This window comes from Muricoccus roseus (assembly GCF_900141905.1).
GTDB lineage: Bacteria > Pseudomonadota > Alphaproteobacteria > Acetobacterales > Acetobacteraceae > Roseomonas > Roseomonas rosea.
Window position 1 is genome coordinate 114712 of the sequence record NZ_FQZF01000004.1, and the last position, 16302, is coordinate 131013.

15 protein-coding genes are annotated in these 16302 nt (G+C 71.2%); 4 read left to right on the forward strand and 11 right to left on the reverse strand.

Features of this window, described 5'->3' with window-relative positions:
• Window positions 1-41: 41 nt before the first annotated feature.
• Window positions 42-755, reverse strand: coding sequence for an IclR family transcriptional regulator (locus BUB97_RS04265; protein ID WP_073131843.1), 714 nt, complete (start codon window positions 753-755; stop codon window positions 42-44).
• 142 nt (window positions 756-897) lie between these two features.
• Here BUB97_RS04265 and BUB97_RS04270 point away from each other — a divergent pair, with 142 nt between their 5' ends.
• From BUB97_RS04270 to BUB97_RS04280, 3 genes are all read left to right on the forward strand, one after another.
• Complete coding sequence (locus BUB97_RS04270; RefSeq protein WP_073131847.1) at window positions 898-3213, forward strand: molybdopterin guanine dinucleotide-containing S/N-oxide reductase; 2316 nt, start codon at window positions 898-900, stop codon at window positions 3211-3213.
• A gap of 69 nt (window positions 3214-3282) precedes the next feature.
• Window positions 3283-3603, forward strand: coding sequence for an ArsR/SmtB family transcription factor (locus BUB97_RS04275; protein ID WP_338141769.1), 321 nt, complete (start codon window positions 3283-3285; stop codon window positions 3601-3603).
• 21 nt (window positions 3604-3624) lie between these two features.
• A complete protein-coding gene (locus tag BUB97_RS04280; protein ID WP_073131853.1) occupies window positions 3625-4146 on the forward strand; it encodes a rhodanese family protein in 522 nt (173 codons plus the stop codon).
• Window positions 4147-4458: 312 nt separating this feature from the next.
• On the opposite strand, the gene BUB97_RS04285 is transcribed toward BUB97_RS04280, so the two are convergent.
• The 10 genes from BUB97_RS04285 to BUB97_RS04330 form a co-directional block, all read right to left on the reverse strand.
• Complete coding sequence (locus BUB97_RS04285; protein WP_073131855.1) at window positions 4459-4662, reverse strand: hypothetical protein; 204 nt, start codon at window positions 4660-4662, stop codon at window positions 4459-4461.
• A complete protein-coding gene (gene ccoS / locus BUB97_RS04290; RefSeq protein WP_073131857.1) occupies window positions 4638-4814 on the reverse strand; it encodes a cbb3-type cytochrome oxidase assembly protein CcoS in 177 nt (58 codons plus the stop codon). The genes BUB97_RS04285 and ccoS overlap by 25 nt, the downstream gene beginning before the upstream one ends.
• Entirely contained in the window at window positions 4811-7174 is a 2364-nt protein-coding gene (locus BUB97_RS04295) for a heavy metal translocating P-type ATPase (RefSeq protein WP_073131860.1), read from the reverse strand. The genes ccoS and BUB97_RS04295 overlap by 4 nt, the downstream gene beginning before the upstream one ends.
• Window positions 7171-7647: a FixH family protein gene (locus BUB97_RS04300; RefSeq protein ID WP_073131863.1), complete on the reverse strand. Its 477-nt coding sequence runs from the start codon at window positions 7645-7647 to the stop codon at window positions 7171-7173. The genes BUB97_RS04295 and BUB97_RS04300 overlap by 4 nt, the downstream gene beginning before the upstream one ends.
• Window positions 7644-9149: a cytochrome c oxidase accessory protein CcoG gene (gene ccoG, locus BUB97_RS04305; RefSeq protein ID WP_073131866.1), complete on the reverse strand. Its 1506-nt coding sequence runs from the start codon at window positions 9147-9149 to the stop codon at window positions 7644-7646. Before ccoG ends, BUB97_RS04300 begins: the two co-directional genes overlap by 4 nt.
• Window positions 9146-10024, reverse strand: a complete 879-nt coding sequence (gene ccoP, locus BUB97_RS04310; RefSeq protein ID WP_073131869.1) for a cytochrome-c oxidase, cbb3-type subunit III — start codon at window positions 10022-10024, stop codon at window positions 9146-9148. Before ccoP ends, ccoG begins: the two co-directional genes overlap by 4 nt.
• Before the next feature lie 12 nt (window positions 10025-10036).
• Complete coding sequence (locus BUB97_RS04315; protein ID WP_245818189.1) at window positions 10037-10189, reverse strand: cbb3-type cytochrome oxidase subunit 3; 153 nt, start codon at window positions 10187-10189, stop codon at window positions 10037-10039.
• A 10-nt stretch (window positions 10190-10199) separates the two neighbouring features.
• Window positions 10200-10934 (reverse strand): cytochrome-c oxidase, cbb3-type subunit II, encoded by a 735-nt coding sequence (gene ccoO, locus BUB97_RS04320; protein ID WP_073131872.1) that lies wholly within the window; start codon window positions 10932-10934, stop codon window positions 10200-10202.
• A gap of 14 nt (window positions 10935-10948) precedes the next feature.
• Window positions 10949-12448: a cytochrome-c oxidase, cbb3-type subunit I gene (gene ccoN / locus BUB97_RS04325; protein ID WP_086061897.1), complete on the reverse strand. Its 1500-nt coding sequence runs from the start codon at window positions 12446-12448 to the stop codon at window positions 10949-10951.
• 61 nt (window positions 12449-12509) lie between these two features.
• Window positions 12510-13238, reverse strand: coding sequence for a sulfite exporter TauE/SafE family protein (locus BUB97_RS04330; RefSeq protein WP_073131874.1), 729 nt, complete (start codon window positions 13236-13238; stop codon window positions 12510-12512).
• A 165-nt stretch (window positions 13239-13403) separates the two neighbouring features.
• Here BUB97_RS04330 and BUB97_RS04335 point away from each other — a divergent pair, with 165 nt between their 5' ends.
• Window positions 13404-16250 (forward strand): PAS domain S-box protein, encoded by a 2847-nt coding sequence (locus BUB97_RS04335; protein ID WP_073131876.1) that lies wholly within the window; start codon window positions 13404-13406, stop codon window positions 16248-16250.
• The last annotated feature ends 52 nt before the right edge of the window (window positions 16251-16302 follow it).

The window sequence follows — 16302 nt, forward strand, 5'->3', positions numbered from 1 at the left end:
CTTCTTCCTCTCCCCGGGATGCACCAACAGATCCCGCCACATCAACGCCCCGTTCCAGTCGAGAAGCCCTGCTCCCGCAGCAGCTCCGCCGCGATGGCGCGCGCGCGTTCGAAGCCCTCCCCGGTCTGGCGGCTGATGGGGCCGCTGACGACCAATGCCCCGATGAACCGCCCCTCCTCATCGAACACCGGCAGCGCAACCGAGGCGAGCCCGGGGTCGCGTTGTCCTGCCGTGCTGAGATAGCCCTGGGCCCGTACCTCCTCCGCGCGCGGTGTCTCGCCGCCCGTATGGGCAAGCAGCACATGCGCCGCGGCGCCGCCGGCCGAGAGGGGAAGCCGCTCCCCCATTTCCACCTGGTGGCGCAAGGCGCGCGGCGCGTTCACGCGGCACACGCATACGCGGTCATCCCCGTCTCGCTCGTAGAAGGCGGCGCTCTCCTCGGTCCGCTCCATGACCGCCTTCAGCACCGGCATCATCCGCGCCGGGAAATCATTGGTGGCGCCGTAGAGGGCCGCGAGGCGCAGGGCGGCGGGCCCCGGGGCATAACGCCCGTCCTCTCCCCGGCGGACGAAGCCATGCGCGGCGAAGGTGCCGAGCATCCGCAGCAGCGTTGCCTTGTCCAACCCGCTGTGGGCAGCGAGCTCGCGCAGGTGCAGGCGCGGATGTGCCTCGGTGAAGCAGGAGAGGACGAGGAGCGCGCGCTCCAATACGCCGGTGGGAGGCGCCTTATTCCCGGGCGTCGCGCCTGCCGTCATGCTGTTATCCGCTGATATCGGGCCAAGCTTGACGTCGGCCTGGCCGGTTTCTAGGCTTCCACTTCAACCAATAAAAACAATTTCATTCAGTGAAGCAAGAGGGGCAGGGTTACCAGCCTCCCCCGTCGCTCGAGGTCAGCCCGTGACACATAATGCCAGCCCCAACCAGCCGCGTACCCACAGCTCCCATTGGGGCGTGTTCCGCGCGCATTGGGCGGATGGGCGGCTGGTGGTCGCCCCGCACCCGGCGGACCCCGATCCCTCCCCCCTTCTGCAGAACTTCCCCGATGCGCTGCGCCACCGCGCCCGCATCGCGCGCCCGATGGTGCGCCGCGGCTGGCTGGAGAACGGCCCTGGGCCCGACCACCGTCGCGGCCGGGACGAGTTCGTGGAGATGGGCTGGGACGAGGTACTGGACCTGCTGGCGCGGGAGCTGGCGCGGGTGCGCGATGCCCATGGGCCGGAGGCGGTGTTCGGCGGTTCCTATGGCTGGTCCTCCGCAGGGCGCTTCCACCATGCGCAGAGCCAGGTGCACCGCTTTCTGAACACGGCGCTCGGCGGCTATGTGCGCTCGGTCAACTCCTACAGCGCCGGGGCCTCGGCGGTGATCCTGCCCCATATCCTCGGCCCCTTCGACGCGGTTTGCCGCCGGAACGTGACCTGGACGCAGATCCTGGAGCACACGGACCACGTCCTCGCCTTCGGCGGGATGGCCATCAAGAACAGCGCGGTGGCGAGCGGCGGCATCAGCCGGCATATCGAACGGGAGTCCATGGCCCGTGCCAAGGAGCGGGGCACGCGCTTCATCCTCGTCTCACCGCTGCGGACCGACCTGCCGGATGAGGCGGGCGCGGAATGGCTGGCGCCCGTGCCGGGCACGGATGTCGCGCTGATGCTCGGTCTGGCCCATACGCTGGCCTCCGAGGGACTGCACGACACCGCCTTCCTCGGCCGCTTCTGCGTCGGCTACCCTCAATTCGAATGCTACCTCCTGGGCCAGGAGGACGGGCAGGCGAAGGACGCCGCCTGGGCCGCCGCCATCTGCGGAATTGCGGCCGAGCGCATCGTCGCCCTCGCCCGGCAGATCGCGAAGGGCCGCACCCTCATCACCGTCGCGCAGTCGCTGCAGCGCGCGGAGCACGGCGAGCAGCCCGTGTGGATGGCGGCGGTGCTGGCGGCGATGCTCGGCCAGATCGGGCTTCCCGGCGGCGGCTACAACTACGCGCTCGGCAGCCTGGCGCATTACGGCAAGCAGCAGAACGCGGTGCCCATCCCGACGCTCGCGCAGGGCACGAACGGGGTGAAGAACTTCATCCCCGTCGCGCGTATCGCCGACATGCTGCTGAACCCCGGCGCTGACTACGACTACAACGGCCGGCGGATGACCTATGCGGACATCAAGTTGGTCTACTGGGCCGGTGGCAATCCGTTCCACCACCACCAGGACCTGAACCGGCTGCGCGAGGCCTTCGCGCGCATCGATACGCTGGTGGTGCATGAGCTGGCCTGGACCGCGACCGCGCGCCATGCGGACATCGTCCTGCCCTGCACCATGACGCTGGAGCGCGACGACATCGGCGCCGCCGCGACCGACCCGCTGATGGTGGCCATGCACAAGCTGGCCGAGCCCTTCGGCGAGGCGCGGGACGATTACGAGATCTTCGCTGCCCTCTCCCGCCGCCTGGGCACGGAGCAGGCCTTCACCGAGGGCCGCACCGCCCGCGAATGGCTGCGCCACCTCTACACCCGCACGCAGGAGGCGCTGGCCGGGAAGGGCCTGCCCGCCCCCTCCTTCGACGAGTTCTGGGAGGCAGGGGAGATCACGCTTCCCTCCGCCCCGGATGACGGTGGCATCCTGCGCGCCTTCCGCGAGGATCCGGACGGCCAGCCCCTGCCCACGCCCAGCGGCAAGGTGGAGATCTTCTCCGAGACCGTGGCGGGCTTCGGCTATGACGACTGCCCCGGCCACCCGGCCTGGCTGCCGAAGGTGGAGGTGCCAGATGCGTGGCACCCGCTGCAGCTGGTCGCGAACCAGCCCTATACCAAGCTGCACAGCCAGCTGGATTTCGGTGGGTACAGCGCCAGCCAGAAGCGGCGGGGGCGTGAGGTTGCGCGCATGAACCCCGCCGATGCCGCCGCGCGCGGGATCGCGGAGGGCGACATCGTGCGCCTGTTCAACGACCGCGGCGCCTGCCTTGCCTGCGCCTCCATCACCGAGGATGTGCGGCCAGGCGTCGTGCAGCTCCCCACCGGTGCCTGGTACGACCCGGCGGACCCGACGGAGGACAAGCCTCTCTGCGTCCATGGCAACCCGAATGTGCTGACGCGGGATGCGGGCACATCGCGCCTCGCCCAGGGCTGCACGGGGCAGCTCACCATCCTGGAAGTGGAGCGCTTCGAGGGGAATCTTCCTCCGATTCAGGCCTTTGAGCCGCCGGTGCCCGTCTCGATTGGATAGGAGTTCCGGGCTTGAACCATCCATAAGGGATATCTTAATAAGAGTCATCTTATGGAAGGTGGGTGCGCGTTGGGGACAAAGACCCGGGACCTCGAGGTCCTGCAGGAGAAGGCGGCGGAGGCGGCGCGGATGCTGCGGCTCTTCGCCAACGAAAACCGGCTTCTCCTGCTCTGCCATCTGGTCGGCCAGGGAGAGATGACGGTGGGGGCGCTGGCGGAGGCGATCGGCCTTTCCCAGCCCGCGCTCTCCCAGCATCTCGCCCGGCTGCGGGAGGACGGGCTCGTCACGACGCGGAAGGAAGCGCAGGCGGTGTTCTACCGCCTCGCCGATCCGAAGGCCGAGCGGCTGCTAACGCTGCTGCGCGACCTCTATTGCCCGCCGGAAGACTGAGCGGAGCAAGGAGGACAGGACATGAGGACGATCACCCCACCGGAAGCGGCACGGCTGATGCGTGAGGGCGCCATGCTGGTGGATATTCGCGAGCCCGACGAGCATGCGCGCGAGCGCATTCCGGGCGCGCGCAACCTCCCTCTCTCGCGGTTGGAGGCTGCGGAACTTGCCGTGCAGGAGGGCCGGCCCGTGCTGTTCCACTGCCGGAGCGGCGCGCGCACCGGCGCCAACAGCCAGCGCCTGGCCGCGAAGGCCGGACTCTGCGAGGCCTATCTGGTCGAAGGCGGGTTGGATGGCTGGAAGGCGGCCGGCCTACCCGTTGCGGAAGACCGGCGCCGGCCGATCGAGTTGATGCGGCAGGTGCAGATCGCCGCTGGTTCCCTCGTGCTGCTCGGCCTCGTGCTGGCCGCGCTCGTCTCGCCCTGGTTCCTCGCGCTTTCGGGCTTCGTGGGCGCGGGGCTGGTCTTCGCGGGCCTCACCGGCACCTGCGGCATGGCGACGCTGCTTCGGCGGATGCCCTGGAACCGCGCCGCGGCGGCCTGATGCCCTCCTGCCGAGGTTCTTGGGGGCCAGAGAGGGCGCTGCCCTCTCCGGACCTCACCCGCCAAGGGCCTGAGGCCCTTGGAGCTCCATCAGACTGCCGTGGATGCCCCGGATCAGCGGGGTCTCTGGTTGGAGGCTGATCCTGCCGTTGCAGTCGCCTGAGGTCATCGACCTCAGGCGTACCGTCAGCCGAGTGATTCCAAACTCGAAGAAAAAGATGATGGTGAGGGGTCCGGGGAGAGAAAGAATTCCTTCTTCCTCTCCCCGGGACGGACGGATCAGAACACCGTCCGCCGCTCCTCAGGCCGGGCTTCAGCCGGCGGCCGTCTCGCGCGCGTCCAGGCCGCGCTTCAGCATCCAGAAGCCGAAGGCATAGCCGAAGAAGATCAGCCCGTAGCCGAACAGGGCGAAGCCGACATCGCCGGCACGCGACACGGCGAAGAGGCCGATCAGGGCGATCAGCGCCGAAAGGACGATGTAAAGTACGCGGCTCAGCGTGAAGCCGTTGGCGGGCATGGCGGGTTCTCCCGTGGTTCGTCGAAGAGGATACGGCTGGCGGCCCCGTCGGGGTCGTCATACTGGCCGTTCTTCAGCGTCCAGCCGAAGAACAGCAGGGCGAGCACGCCCAGCCCGAAGGCGAGCGGCACGAGAAGGGCGAGCGCGGTCACTTGGAAGCCTCCCGCCCCACGCGGAGCGCATTGAGGATAACGGCGAGCGAGGAAGAGGCCATCACCAGCGCCGCGATCAGCGGCGTGACGATGCCGGTGATGGCGGTCGGCACGGCGATGACGTTGTAGACTAGGCTGAAGGCGATGTTCTGCCGGGCCACGCGCTGCGCCTTGCGCGCCGTGGCGATCGCGGCGGGCAGGGGCGAGAGGCCCTCGGCCCGCAGGACCAGGTCGGCGGCGGATTGCGCGAGGTCCGTGCTGCCGGCCGGGCTGGCCGAGGCATGGGCGAGGGCAAGCGCGGCCGCGTCGTTGATGCCGTCTCCCAGCATCAGCGGGCGGTGCCCAGCGGCGCGAAGGGCCTCGATCCGTGCGGCCTTGTCGGCGGGGTTGGCGCCGGCCTGCCATTCGGCGATGTCGAGCTGCTCCGCCGCATGGGCGACGACGGAAGGCGCATCGCCCGAGAGCAGCTCCACCCGTAGGCCGAGCCGCCGGAGCGCGGCCACCGCCTCCGCCGCATCCGGGCGCAGCGGGTCCGCGAAGCGGAAGGCCAGCGGCTCGGCATCCGGGGCGGCGCGGTACCACAGGGTCGGGCCCTGCTCCTCCGCGTCGGGGAGGCCGCAGAAGGCGGCGCTGCCCAGGCGCTCGCCGCCGCGGCGCAGCCCGGCGCCGGGGATCTCCTCCACCCCCGCGGCGGCCGGAACGGCAGGGCAGGCCGCGGACAGGGCGCGGGACAGCGGGTGGCGGCTGTTCGCGGCCAGCGCGGCGGCGGCCTCCAGCGCGCCGGCGGGGCGGGCCGCATCGGCCAGCAGCTCCGGGCGGCCCGTGGTCAGCGTCCCGGTCTTGTCCAGCACCGCCACGTCGCAGGTGGCCAGCCGCTCCAGCGCCGTGGGGGAACCGACCAGCACGCCGCGGCGGAACAGCGCCCCCACTGCCACCACTTGCACGGCAGGAACCGCGATGGCGAGGCCGCAGGGGCAGGTGACGATCAGCGAGGCGACAGCCGGCACCAGCGCGGCCTGCCAGGACACGCCCATGCCGAACCACCAGCCCAGGAAGGTGGCCAGCGCGACGACATGGGCAATCGGCACATAGACGCGCGCGGCACGGTCCGCGATGGAGACGTAGCGGCCGCGCGCCTGCTCCGCGCGTTCCAGCATCCGCGCGACGGCGGCCAGCGACCCTTCGGAAGCGGCGGCGGTCACGCGCTGCACCAGGGCCGCGCCGAGATTGACGGCGCCGGCCGGCAGGGGCGCGCCGGTGGCGAAACGGCGGGGCAGGCTCTCGCCCGTGGTCGCGGCGGTGTCGAGCAGGGCCTCGCCCTCCTCCAGCACACCGTCGAGCGAGAGGCGCTCGCCGGGGGCGACCAGCAGCCGGTCGCCCGGGCGCACCTGTTCGGCGCCGATGCGGTGCGGCGCGCCATCCGCGTCAAGCCGCGTCACCTCGGCCGATTGCAGCGCCAGCAGCTCCGCGCAGGCCTGGCGGGCGCGGCGGCGGGCGGCGCGGTCCAGAACCCGGCCGCCGAGCAGCAGGGCGAGCAGCGCGGTGGCGCCGTCGAACCAGGTGAAGGGGCCGTTGCGCAGGGCCTCCGACAGGCTCATCGCCGTGGTGGCGAGAACGCCGAGGGAGACGGCCATATCCATGTTGATCCGCCCGGCGCGGAGGGCAGCGATGGCGGAGCGGTAGAAGGGCATGCCGGCCACGAGCACCACCGGCATCGCGACCAGCGCCGCCAGCCAGTGCATCAGCCCGCGCGTGCCCTCGCCCATGTCGCTGCCCACCCAGACGGCGACGGAGAGCATCATCACGTTGGAGGCGCCGAAGGCGGCGATGCCCAGCGCCCGGATCAGCGCCTTTTCCTCAGCATCCTCGGTGGCGCGGAGGCAGGCGGCGGACCAGGGGGCGACCTGGAAGCCCAGCCGCGCGACCAGGCCGGCGAGTGCCTCGGCCTTTTCCGCCGGGCCGCGCCAGGTGACGGTCAGCCGCCGCGTGGCGAGGCTCGCGCGCGCGCTCAGCACCGCCGGATCGGCGGCCAGCGCCTGCTCGACCAGCCAGACGCAGGCGCCGCAGGTCAGGCCGGCCACCATGAGGTCGAGCCGGTGCTCCGTGCCGCCGCGCAGCGGCTCCGCGCGGGCGGCGAAATCCACGGGGGGCAGGGCGGTGGGGCGGATGGAGCCGAAGCTCGCCTCCCGCCGGCGGTAGAAGGCATCGAGCCCCAGGCCGGAGATGAGGGCGGCCGCCCCCTCGCAGCCCGTGCAGCAATAGCGGCCGCCGCCCGGCGGGACCGGTGCGCCGCAATGGGCGCAGGCCGCGGCGGAGACGCGCGGGGCTTCGGTCTCGAAGCGGGCGGGGAGGGCGGTCACGGGAAGATCAGCCTTTCGCGCAGCTCCACCCGGTCCGTGCCGCGGGTGACGGTCAGCACCGCCTCCCAGGCGCCGGGGGCGGGAAGCTCGACCGCCGAGCGCCAGCCGCCCGGGGCGGCGGGGTGGAAGTCCAGCGGCACGGAGGCGCGCTCCAGCGGGCGCTGGAGGCTGCCCGTCACGCGCGCATCGGCGGGAAGCGGGCTGCCATCGGGCAGGCGCACCGAAACGGCGACGGCGCCCGGATCGCGGGTGATCTCACTCTGCCAGCCCAGGGCCCGCTGCCGGGCGGCCTCGGCCAGCACCTCGCCATAGCCGCGCCCGCGGTCATAGGCACCGGCCGTGGTGGTGCCGCTATAAGTGCGGACCGCGGCGGTGATCAGCACGCCGTTCACCGCGATCACCACGCCGAAGGCGCCGACGAAAGCCCAGGGGATCCAGCGCCCGCGCCGGGCGGGAGTAGCCATCGCGCTCATGTGCGGGGCCTCAGGAAGGTGGTGCCGACGGAGGCGCGCTCGGCGCCGCCCTCAGCGGGAAGCAGGCGGATGATCAGCGGCGTGCTCTCCTCATCCGGCCGGCCGAGAGGGGAGGTGACGACGAAGAGCCGGAACTCGGCCACGCCATCGGGGCGGGTGGCGACCACGGGGCGGCCCGCGGCATCGGTCTCATGCGCGTCCAGCACCTGCCAGGCGGCACCGGGGGGCAGCCCCTCCACGGCGACGGCGAGGCGGTCGGGGCTGTGCCGGCGCTCGGAGATCTTCAGCGTGTAGCTGTTGCGGATCCCGCCATCGGCGAGGCGCACGAAAAGGGGCGAGCGGTCGCGCAGCGCCTCGACGGAAACCGGCACGCGGCTGGCGAGGCCGATCAGCATGATTCCGCCGATCAGGGTCAGGGCGGCCGCGTAGAGATAGGTGCGGGGGCGCAGAAGCTGCGCCGGGCGGCGCGCAGCCATGCCGGGCGCGCAGCGGGCCGGGCCCGGGGGGATGGCGGCGGTCGCGGCCTCGGCGGCGGCGAGGTTGCCCACGGTTTCGAAGCCGATCAGCCCCTTCTCGCGGCCGAGCTTCGTCATGATGCCGTCGCAGGCATCGATGCAGAGGCCGCAGTTGATGCAGGCGAGCTGCATACCGTCGCGGATGTCCACGCCGGTGGGGCAGACATTCACGCAGGCGCGGCAATCGACGCAGTCGCCGACGCCGGCATCGCGCGCCTTGCCGCGCGGCTCGCCGCGCCAGGCGCGGTAGGAGACGGCCAGGCTGTCCTGGTCCAGCATCGCGGCCTGGAAGCGCGGCCAGGGGCACATGTAGGTGCAGACCTGCTCCCGCGCCCAGCCGGCAAGAAGGTAGGTGGTGAAGGTGAAGAGGCCGATGAAGCCGAGCGTGGTCAGCGGCACGTCGAAGGCGAGCACCTCGCGCGCGAGGGTCGGGGCGTCGGTGAAGTACATCACCCAGGCGCCGCCCGTGATCGCGGCGATCACGACCCAGGCCGCGTGCTTGCCGATCTTCAGGCCCCAGTCGGCCGCGCTCCAGCGCTCCTTGCGGTCGCGCTTCATCCGGGCGTTGCGGTCGCCCTCGATCCAGCGCTCGACCAGCATGTAGAGGTCGGTCCAGACGGTCTGGGGGCAGGTGAAGCCGCACCAGACGCGCCCGAAGAGGGAGGTGGCCGCGAAGATCGCGATCGCCCCCAGCAGCAGGAGGCCCGTGAGGTAGTAGACCTCCTGCGGCCAGATCTCGAGCCAGAGGAAGAACAGGCGGCCATGCTCCATATCCACGAGCACCGCCTGGTCCGGCTGGCCGGGACCACGGTCCCAGCGCAGCCAGGGCACGAGGTAGTAAAGCCCGAGGCAGAGGGTCAGGATGACCCACTTCGCGCGACGGACCGGCCCCTGCACAGCCTGCGGATAGACCCGCACGCGGTCGGCGTAGAGCGGCTGCTCCCGGTCGTCGGCCGCGAAGGCCTCGGGCTTCTGGATACGGCTCACTGCGGGGCGGCCTCCGTACCGCCGAGGCTGTGGATGTAGACGGTCAGCATCCGGATGGTCGCCGGGTCCAGCCGCTTCTCCCAGGCGGGCATCACGCCGCCGCGCCCGAAGGACACGGTGCGCAGGAGGCTCGCCTTGTCGCCGCCGAAGAGCCAGACCTGATCATCCAGGCGCGGCGCGCCCATCTCCCGGTTGCCCTCGGCGCGCTCGCCATGGCAGCTCGCGCAGTTCTCGGCGAAGACCGGGGCGCCGCGCCGGGCCGCGGCCGCATCGGTCGCGCGGTTGGTGAGGGAGAGCACGTGCTCCACCACGTCATTCGCCTGGGCCGCGGTCAGCATGCCATCCGCCACGAAGCGGGGCATGAGGGAGGTGCGGGAGGCGTCGTCATCCGGGGCGCGGATGCCGTGGCGGATGGTCTGCTCCACATCGGCCAGCGTGCCGCCCCAGAGCCACTCGTCATCCGCCAGGTTGGGGAAGCCGGGCGCGCCCTGGCCGCCCGCGCCATGGCAGCCGGCGCAGGTGTTGGCGAAGGCCACGCGGCCACCCGCCATGGCATAGGCGCGCAGGTCCGGGTCGGCCACGATCTGCGCGGGCTCCGTCGCGCGCAGCCGGGCCAGCATCGGCTCGGCCGCGCTGGCCTGGGCGGCGCGGTCCTGGTCGGCCGCGCCGCGCGCGGTGTAGCCGAGCAGGCCCGTGGCGCCGCTGATGGGAAGGGCGGGGTAGAGGACCACCCACAGCGCCGCGAAGGCGATGGTGGCGTAGAAGGTCCAGAGCCACCACTTCGGCAGCGGCGTGTTCAGCTCCCGGATGCCGTCCCACTCATGGCCGGTGGTGGCGGTGCCGGTGACTTCGTCGCGTTCAACAACATGGGACATCGCGGCGCGCTCCTACTCGGCCTCGCGCAGCGGGATCTGCCGCGCGCGCTCGAACTTCTCCCGGCGGCTGGGCAGCAGCGCCCAGGTGACGATCCCGCCGAAGAGCACGAAGAACCAGACGATCCAGGTGGTCAGTAGCAGGCTGTGGAATTCTTCGATGGTCATCCCGCCCTCCTCACTGCTGCCGCAGCCGCTCGGGGGTCGCCTCGGTGAAGTCCACCAGGGTGCCGAGCATCTGCAGATAGGCCACGAGCGCATCCATTTCGGTGATGGCGCGGGCGTTGCCGTCCGGGTCCATCTGCCGGGCGCGGCCGTAGCGGGCGGAGAAGGCGCTGCCGTCCTCCGCGGGCCTCGCCTGCGCCTCCAGGTCGGCGCGGGCATTGGCGACCATCGCATCGGTGTAGGGCACGCCGGCGGTGCGCAGCGTGGCCAGGCGCTGGCCGATGTCGCGATAGTCCAGCGGGCGGTCGAGGAAGCCGTAGGAGGGCATGATGCTCTCCGGCACCAGGTGCCGCGGGTCGCGAAGGTGCAGCACATGCCACTCGTCGGAGTAGCGGCCGCCGACGCGGGCGAGGTCGGGCCCGGTGCGCTTGCTGCCCCACTGGAACGGCTTGTCGAACATGCTCTCCGCCGCGAGCGAGTAGTGGCCGTAGCGCTCGCGCTCGTCGCGGAAGGGGCGGACCATCTGGCTGTGGCAGGTGTAGCAGCCCTCGCGCACATAGATGTCGCGCCCGGCCTGCTCGAGCGGTGTGTAGGGGCGGATGCCGCCCACGCGCTCGATGGTGCTTTCCACCGTGAAGAGCGGGATGACCTGCACGAGGCCGCCGATCGAGATGGTGATCAGGGTGAGCAAGCCGAGCAGGATGAGATTCCGCTCGATCGTGCCGTGGTTGAAGCGGATGCCGAACATTGCCGGTCCTTCCCTCAGGCCGCGGCCGGCAGGGTGGATGCGTTGGGCAGGGCGACGTTCGCCTCCGCCACCGGCATGCGCACCGTGCGCCACAGGTTGTAGGCCATGAGCAGGGCGCCGGTGAGATAGAGGACGCCGCCCGTGGCGCGGATCACGTAGTAGGGGTGCAGCGCGGCCACCGTTTCCACGAAGGAGTACTGGAGGAAGCCGAGATGGTCATAGGCGCGCCACATCAGGCCTTGCATGATGCCGGACACCCACATCGAGGTGATGTAGAGCAGGATCCCGAGGGTCGCGATCCAGAAGTGCCAGCTCGCCAGGCGCTCCGAGTAGAGCTTGGTGCGGCCCCAGAGCCGCGGCACGAGCCAGTAGAGCACGCCGAAGGTGATGAAGCCGTTCCAGCCCAGCGCGCCGGAATGCACGTGGCCGATGGTCCAGTCCGTGTAGTGCGAGAGCGAGTTCACGGCGCGGATGGACATGACCGGACCCTCGAAGGTGGCCATGCCGTAGAAGCCGACGGCCGCCACCGAGAAGCGAAGGCCGACATCGGTGCGCAGCTTGTCCCAGGCGCCCGAGAGGGTCATCAGGCCGTTGATCATGCCGCCCCAGGAGGGCATCCACAGCATGATGCTGAACACCATGCCCAGCACCTGCGCCCAGTCGGGCAGCGCGGTGTAGTGCAGGTGGTGCGGGCCGGCCCAGATGTAGAGGAAGGTGATGGCCCAGAAGTGCACGATGGACAGGCGGTAGGAGTAGATCGGGCGGTCCGCCTGCTTCGGCACGAAGTAGTACATCATCCCGAGGAAGCCGGCGGTCAGGAAGAAGCCCACCGCGTTGTGGCCATACCACCACTGGATCATCGCATCCTGCACGCCGGAAGCCGCGCCATAGGACTTGGCGCTGCCGAAGCTGGTGGGGATGGCGACGTTGTTGCCGAGATGCAGCACGGCGACGGTGATGATGAAGGCCAGGAAGAACCAGTTGGCGACGTAGATATGCGGCTCCTCGCGCCGCAGGATCGTGCCGCCGAAGACAACGAGGTAGGAGACCCAGAGGACCGTCAGCCACAGGTCGGCGTACCACTCGGGCTCGGCGTATTCCTTGCCCTGGGTGATGCCCAGCAAATAGCCGGTGGCCGCAATGACGATGAAGAACTGGTAGCCCCAGAAGAGGAGCCAGGCCGCGTCATCCCCGCCCAGAAGCCGCGCGCGGCAGGTGCGCTGCACGACATACAGGCTGGTGAGGAAGAGCGCGTTGCCCCCGAAGGCGAAGATCACCGCCGATGTGTGCAGCGGCCGCAGCCGCCCGAAGGTGGTGAACTCGATTCCCAGGTTGAGTTGGGGATAGGCGAGCTGCAGCGCGATCACCACGCCGGCCAGGAAGCCGGCAATGCCCCAGAACACCGTGGCGATGGCGAAGGCGCGCAGCGGCGCATCCACATAGTCGGGCTGCGGGCGCGATAGAGGGCCGGTGCCGGTGATCGGTACGGCCTGGGCTGTCAAACCCTCTGGCATGGGGCACTCCTGTTGATCCACGCGTGGTCCCACGACCCGCGCGGGGGTTCCTTGATCAAGATCAACCGGCACCTGCCGTGCGGAGGGCGAGGGCGGCGAGCGCCGCCCCGTTCACCGCCAGCGCGGCCGCCGAGGCGAAGCGCAGCCCGGCGCCGAAGCGCCGGCCGAAGAAGCGCCCGAGCAGCGCGACCCCGGCGAGGGCCGGGACGGTACCGGCGACGAAGGCGGTCATGGCGAGCGCCCCGCCCAGGGCGCTGCCGGCGGCCATGGCGCCCGCGAGCGCGCCGTAGAGAAGGCCGCAGGGCAGGGCGGAGAGCATGAGGCCGAGGAGGAAGCCGCGCCCGGGGCCCGGGGGTGCGCGGAGCACCCTGCCGAGGGCGGTGAAGCCCGGCAGGGAGGGGTGCGGCAGACGCAGGCGCAGCCAGGCCGGCAAGGGCAGGCGCGCTCCGGCCTGGGACAGCATCACGATGGCCGCCAGGGCCAACGGCACAGCCAGGAGGCCGCGCGAGAGCGTGGAGGAAAGGAGCCCGGCCGTCCCGCCGGCCAGCGCGCCGAGCCCGGCATAACCGATCAGCCGGCCGGCGTGGTAGGGCAGCAGCGCCGCGCCGGCTAGCCGCGCCAGGCGGCCGCCGGGCTGCGCATCGGCGATCTGGGCGATCACGAAGGGGCCGCACATCCCGGCGCAATGCGTGACCCCGCCTGCCAGGCCGGCCAGCAGCATCGCGCCCATCAGGGCGAGCATCCCTTCGGCGCCAAGGGCGGTCAGCCCGTGCAGGCAGTCGGACAGCATGGCCGCCCGTCGCACGCCCGCCGTTAAGGACGCCTTGATCTAACGCAAGGCAGGGGTTGCCGCCTGGCCTACGTGGCTGCCATGCCACAGCGGGCGGGAGTAAGAGGCGGGGCAGCATAGACACCAGGTTGCAGCGCCCCGGCAGTTTGCGTTGGATACGGCCCGATGTCGCTTCTGTCTCGCCTCTTGTCGCTGGTGGGCCTTGCCTTGCTGCCCGCCCTGGCGGCGCTCGTCTGGGGCGCGCTGGAAGCTGGCCGTGGCCGGGAGGCGGCCGCGCGGGACGATGCGCTCCGCCTCGCGCGGCTGGTCGCGGCCGATCATCAGCGCCTGGCGGACGGGGCCCGGCAGCTGCTCACCTCCCTGGGCAACCTGCGCGCGGTGAGGGCCCTGGACCAGGAGGAGTGCCAGTCCTTCTTCCAGCGGATCATGGCGGACTTCCCGCGCTATGTCGTGCTGGCAACGGCCCTGAATGACGGGCGGGTGGTCTGCTCGGCCCAGCCCACCGCCTATGGCAACAACATCGCGGACCGCGCCTATTTCCGCCGGGCGCTGACTGAGCAGCGCTTCGTGGTCGGCGGCTTCGTGCTGGGCCGCTCCTCCGGGCAGAGCAGCTTCCATTTCGCCCAGCCCTTCCGTGACAATGAGGGGCGGATGGCCGGAGTGGTCCATGCCTCCATCGGGCTGGACTGGCTGGGCGAGCAGATGTCGCGCGTGCCGCTGCCGGCAGCGGCGGTCCTGACCATCGTGGACCGGGATGGCATCGTCCTCGCGGCCCGCCCCGGGCATGGCCAGAAGGTCGGCGAGCCCGTCCGCGGCCCGATCCGCGGTTTTCTCGACCGCCCGGCAGAGGGGGTTGAAGAGGCGGTGAGCGACAGCGGCACGCACCGGATCTATGCCTATCTGCCGCCGGGCGAGAGCGGCACGCATCTGGTGGTGGTCGGCCTCGACCAGGCGGCGATGCGGGCCGAGGCATCCAGCGCGCAGCGGCACGGCGCCCTCGTCCTCCTCGGCACCACGCTTCTCGCCCTGGGGCTTACGGTGCTCGGGGCCCGCACCCTGGTCCGGCGCCCGGTGGGCCGGCTGCTGGATGCGGCGAAGCGCTGGCGTGCGGGCGACACCTCGGCCCGCCTCCAAGGCGCGGAGGGTGGGCGCTCCGAATTCGCCCGGCTGGCGGCCGCGTTCAACGCCATGGCCGAGGCGACCGAGGCGCGCGAGCATTCCCTGCGCGACAGCGAGGCCGAGTTCCGCGCGATCTTTGAGACGGCGGCCGTCGGCGTGGCCCAGCTGGACCTCCGGGATGCGCGGATCGAGCGGGTGAATCGGCGCCTTTGCGACATCCTGGAGCGGGACGAGGAGGCGCTGGTCGGCCACGACCTGTCCGCCCATGTGCATCCGCTGGACCTGCGCGGCCATATGGAGAGCCTCGGTCGGCTCCGGCGGATCGGCCAGAGCACCATCGAGCACCGGATCACCCGGGGAGATGGAACGGTGCGCTGGCTCCGCGTCTTCGCTTCGGTGTCGGAGCGGACGGAGGGCGTGCCAACCCGGGCGGTGGCCGTGGTGCAGGACGTGACGGAGCAGCGTCTGGCCGAGGAGTCGAATGCGCGGCTCGCGGCGATCGTCACCTCGGCCGCAGAGGCGATCATCAGCCTGTCCGGCCATGACGGACGGATCATGACCTGGAACCGGGGGGCCGAAACCCTGTTCGGCTACTCGGCGGAGGAAGCGGTCGGTCAGAGCATCGGCCTGCTGCTCCCGCCGGAGGACGAAGAGGGGATCTTCTATCCGCGCGCCCTGGCGGGGGAGACGATCCGCGACCGAGAGGCGATCCGCCTTGCCCGGAACGGGGAGCGCATCCCTGTCGCCATCACCATGACGCGCATGCTGGCGACCGATGGGCGGGTGATCGGCGTCTCCGTCATCCTGCGGGATCTGCGGGAACGCCGTGCGGCCGACCAGCATCAGCAACTGCTCATGCGCGAGATCGATCATCGGGCGAAGAACGTGATGGCGGTGGTCCGGTCCCTGGTGCAGCTCTCGCCCAAGAGCGACCCAGCGTCCTTCGGAAAGGCGATCGAGGGACGCATCTCGGCGATGGCGCGCGCCCACAGCCTGCTCGCCCGCGACCGCTGGGAGGGCGCCTCGCTGTGTGACCTGGCCGAGGAGGAGGTGGCGGCGCGCGAGGAGGGGCAGGGCGGACCGAGCCGCGTGGAGCTCGACGGCCCAGCCATCATGCTGAAGCCGGACGTGGTGCAGCCGCTCTCCATGGTGCTGCATGAGCTGGTCACGAATTCCACGAAATACGGCGCCCTCTCCCGCCAGGAGGGTAGGGTGACTCTACGCTGGCAACTCGCGGCGCGGGAGGGCGATGGTGGGCCAGGGAACGGGCCAGGGATATTGCTGACTTGGACCGAGCAGGGCGGCCCGCCCGTGTCATCCCCGCCCGCCCGGAAAGGCTTCGGATCGCGCCTCATCGAGGTCACCGTGCGCCATCAACTCCGCGGCTCGGTGTCGCTGGACTGGAAGCCCGAAGGCTTGGTCGCGCGGATCGAGGTGGGATCGGGCTGCATCTCCGGGATCGGCGCCTCACCGGCTCCGCCGCGCAATGCCACGGCTCCGGACGCGCCCCTCCTCGCTGGCGGCGACCTGAAGCGGGCTCGGGTCCTGCTGGTGGAGGACGAGGTCCTGGTGGCGATCGAGGCTGCCGAATCCCTGGTGGCGGCGGGATGCGAGGTGCTGGGCCCGGCCGCGACGCTGGACGAGGGCATCGCCCTCGCCACTCGGGCAGGCCCGATCGACGCGGCGATCCTCGATGTCAGCCTTGCCGGCGAGGAGGTCGTTCCCCTGGCCGATATGCTGGTCGCGCGTGGGGTGCCCGTCCTCTTCGCGACAGGCTATGGAGAGGCGCCCGCCGGGCATCAGGGCGCGCCCGTGCTGACAAAGCCGATCCGGCCCGAGGACCTCGTGGGCGCCGTGCGCCGCTTGGTCGGTTCCCGGCCGGTGGCGGCGTAAAGGGGTCTTGCCCCTTCACAGCCCCGGCGTGAAAGCCGTAAGAGCGCCGTGT